2 protein-coding genes are annotated in these 3,582 nt (G+C 66.6%); both read left to right on the top strand.

Translation table 11 applies throughout. The annotated features are described in order from the left end of the window. Nucleotides 1-106: 106 nt before the first annotated feature. Nucleotides 107-2,758, top strand: coding sequence for a sensor histidine kinase KdpD (locus NUV89_RS28535; protein WP_257783948.1), 2,652 nt, complete (start codon nt 107-109; stop codon nt 2,756-2,758). Nucleotides 2,759-2,795: 37 nt separating this feature from the next. Then, nucleotides 2,796-3,485, top strand: coding sequence for a response regulator (locus NUV89_RS28540; protein WP_257783949.1), 690 nt, complete (start codon nt 2,796-2,798; stop codon nt 3,483-3,485). Nucleotides 3,486-3,582 lie beyond the last annotated feature (97 nt).

Here is a 3,582-nt window from a genome sequence, read left to right on the forward strand (position 1 = left end):
TCAGTCACAGGTATTTCAACTGAACCACCGCCTTCGCGAGCAAGCCCGCTCCCACATTGGATCTTCAGTGGCCTTGAATACTTGATTACCTGAAGGAACCCCCCGCATGAGCGACTCCGGCCGCGCCGATGCCCTGCTAGCCGATCTGCCCCGCAACGGCCGTGGCCGGCTCAAAGTCTTCCTCGGCGCCGCGCCGGGCGTGGGCAAGACCTACGCCATGCTCCAGGCCGCCCACACCCAGTTGCGCCAGGGGGTGAAGTTGATCGCCGGCGTGGTCGAGACCCACGGCCGCGCCGAAACCGAAGCCCTGCTCAGCGGCCTGCCGCAGCAACCGCTGTTGCGCAGCGAATACCGTGGCGTGATGCTCGAAGAAATGGACCTCGACGGCCTGCTCGCCGCCAAGCCCAAGCTGGTGCTGGTGGACGAACTGGCCCACAGCAACGCCCCCGGCAGCCGGCATGAAAAGCGCTGGCAAGACATCCAGGAACTGCTCGCCGCGGGCATCAACGTGTTCACCACGGTCAACGTCCAGCACCTGGAAAGCCTCAACGACCAAGTGCGCGGCATCACCGGCGTGCAAGTGCGCGAAACCCTGCCGGACTGGGTGCTGCAAGAGGCCGACGAACTGCTGCTGATCGACCTGCCATCGCGCGAGCTGCTGGAACGCCTGCGCGACGGCAAGGTGTATGTGCCGGAACAGGCCCGCGCGGCCATCGATGCGTTTTTCACCCAGACCAACCTGATGGCCCTGCGCGAGCTGGCGATGCAGACCGCCGCCGCCCACGTCGATGACGACTTGGCCCAAGGCTACCGGCAGCTCGGCCAAGCCGCGCCGGCGGTGCGCGGGCGCCTGCTGGTGGGCGTGGATGGCGATGCCCAGGCCGAACGCCTGGTGCGGCATGCCAGCCGTGTCGCCCAGCGTCGGCATTTGCCGTGGAGCCTGGTGCATATCGATAACAGCGGCGCGCGGGATGAGCAATCGCGCCTGCGCCTGCAGAACGCCCAGCAACTGGCCGAACGCCTGGGCGGCGAAGTGGTGTTGCTGCGCGCCGGGGAGGTGGCCAAGACCCTGATCCAGCACGCCGCCGAACGCCGTGCCAGCCTGCTGCTGGTGGGGCAGTCGCGCATGCGCTGGCGCCGTCGGGTGTTCGGTGGCGGGCTGGCGGCGCGCCTGTTGCGCAATGCCCGTGGGTTGGAAATCAACGTCCTCGACAGCGACGACATCCCCGCACCGCCGCGCCTGCCGGATGTGCGTGGGCTGGTGTGGTTCGACTACGGCCTGGCGGTGGTGGCAACCGTCGTCGCGGCGGCGGTGGCCTGGGCGGTGTCCAGCGTGTTGCCGTTGCCGAATATCTCGCTGGTGTTCCTCGCGGCGGTGCTGCTGGTAGCCGTGCGCAGCAGCCTGGGCCCGTCGCTGGTGTGTGCGGCGTTGTCGTTCATGACCTACGACTTCCTGTTTATCCCGCCGAACTTCTCCTTCGCGATCCAGCGTGAAGAAGACGTGCTGACCTTGCTGTTCTTCCTGCTGATGGCGGCGCTCACCGGCAACCTCGCTGCGCGCCAACGCCGGCAGTTGCAGGCGCTGCGCGACACCCAGGAAGAAACCAGCGAGTTGCTCGACCTGTCGCGCAAACTCACCGCCGCCACCGACCGCCAGGCGGTCATCAGCGCGGCGGCCCATCACCTGGAAGGCTGGAGCGACCTCGACCTGTGCCTGGTCAATCGCGATGGCCAGGGGGGGTGGACGATCGAAACCGGTGGCCCGCTGACCCTCACCGAAGGCGAGCGCGCCGCTGCGGACTGGGCCTGGCAGCACGATCAACCGGCCGGCATGGGCACCGGCACCTTGCCGCTTGGGCGTTGGTGGTGGTGGCCGTTATCCGCTGAAGAAGGGCCGCTGGGCTTGCTCGGCGTGAGCCCCAAGCCGGGCCTGGAATTGAGCGGCCAGCGCCGCCGCCTGCTCACGGCCTTGAGCCAGCCGCTGGCGCAAGCCCTGGCCCGTGCGCAACTGGCGCAGGAGTTGGAATCGGCACGCCTGCACGGCGAAACCGAGCAACTGCGCAGCGCCTTGCTCGCCTCGGTGTCCCACGATTTGCGCACGCCGCTGACCTCCATGCGCGGCAGCATCGACAGCCTGCTGGCCCTTGGTGAGGCCATCCCCCTGGAGGACCGTCGCGAATTGCTGGAAGGGACTCGCGATGAAGCCGAGCGCCTCGACCGTTACATCCAGAACCTGCTGGACATGACGCGCCTGGGCCACGGTGCGTTGAAGCTGGCGCGGGACTGGGTCTCGCCCGGCGATATCGTCGGCAGCGCCCTCGGCCGCTTGCGCGCGGTGCTTGCGCCGCTGCAGGTGCACACCGAGGTGCCGGCACAGTTGCCATTGCTGTATGTGCACGCGGCGCTGATCGAGCAGGCATTGGTCAATGTGCTGGAAAACGCCGCGCGCTTTTCGCCGGCCCATGGGCGTTTGCACTTGAGCGCGGGGGTGGCGGATAACCAGCTGTTTTTTGCCGTCGCCGACGAAGGCCCCGGCATCCCCGAGGACGAACGTGCGAAGATTTTCGACATGTTCTACACCGCCGCCCGTGGCGATCGCGGCGGGCAGGGCACCGGCCTTGGCCTGGCGATCTGCCAGGGCATGGTCGGTGCCCACGGCGGGCATATCGGCGTGGCCGATGGCATCGATGGCCGCGGTACCTGCATCACCCTGTTCCTGCCGTTGCCGACCCAGCCTGGCCTGGAGCGCGAGGCATGAGCTACCCTGTTTTCTCTCCCGATTCTGATTGGACACCATGAGCCAGACCGCGACGATTTTGGTCATTGATGACGAACCGCAGATCCGCAAATTCCTGCGCATCAGCCTGGCTTCCCAGGGCTACAAGGTGATCGAGGCCGGCACCGGCAACGAAGGCCTGGCCCAGGCGGCACTGAGCAAGCCGGACCTGCTGGTGCTCGACCTCGGCCTGCCGGACATGGATGGCCAGCAAGTGCTGCGCGAATTTCGCGAGTGGTCCACGGTGCCGGTCCTGGTGCTGTCGGTGCGCGCCAGCGAGGGGCAGAAAGTCGAAGCCCTGGACGGCGGCGCCAATGACTATGTGACCAAGCCCTTCGGCATCCAGGAATTTCTCGCCCGCGTGCGTGCGCTGCTGCGCCAGGCGCCGGCGGGGGAGGCCCAGGAAGCGGCGCTGTGTTTCGGCCCGCTGACCGTGGACCTGGCCTACCGCCGCGTGCTGCTGGACGGCGTCGAAGTCGCCCTGACGCGCAAGGAATACGCGGTGCTGGCGCAACTGGCGCGGCATCCGGGGCGGGTGATTACCCAGCAGCAATTGCTCAAGGATATCTGGGGGCCGACCCATATCGAAGACAGCCATTATTTGCGCATTGTGGTGGGGCATTTGCGGCAGAAGCTGGCGGATGATCCGACGCAGCCGCGGTTTATTGTGACGGAGGCGGGGGTGGGTTACCGGTTGTTGAGTGCATAAATTTTTGTTGTTTGGTCCGGCCTCTTCGCGAGCAAGCCCGCTCCCACATTCGACCGCATTTCAAATGTTGGAACACGGTCAAATGTGGGAGCGGGCT

This window comes from Pseudomonas sp. 18.1.10 (genome assembly GCF_024655625.1).
In the GTDB taxonomy this organism is placed as follows: domain Bacteria; phylum Pseudomonadota; class Gammaproteobacteria; order Pseudomonadales; family Pseudomonadaceae; genus Aquipseudomonas.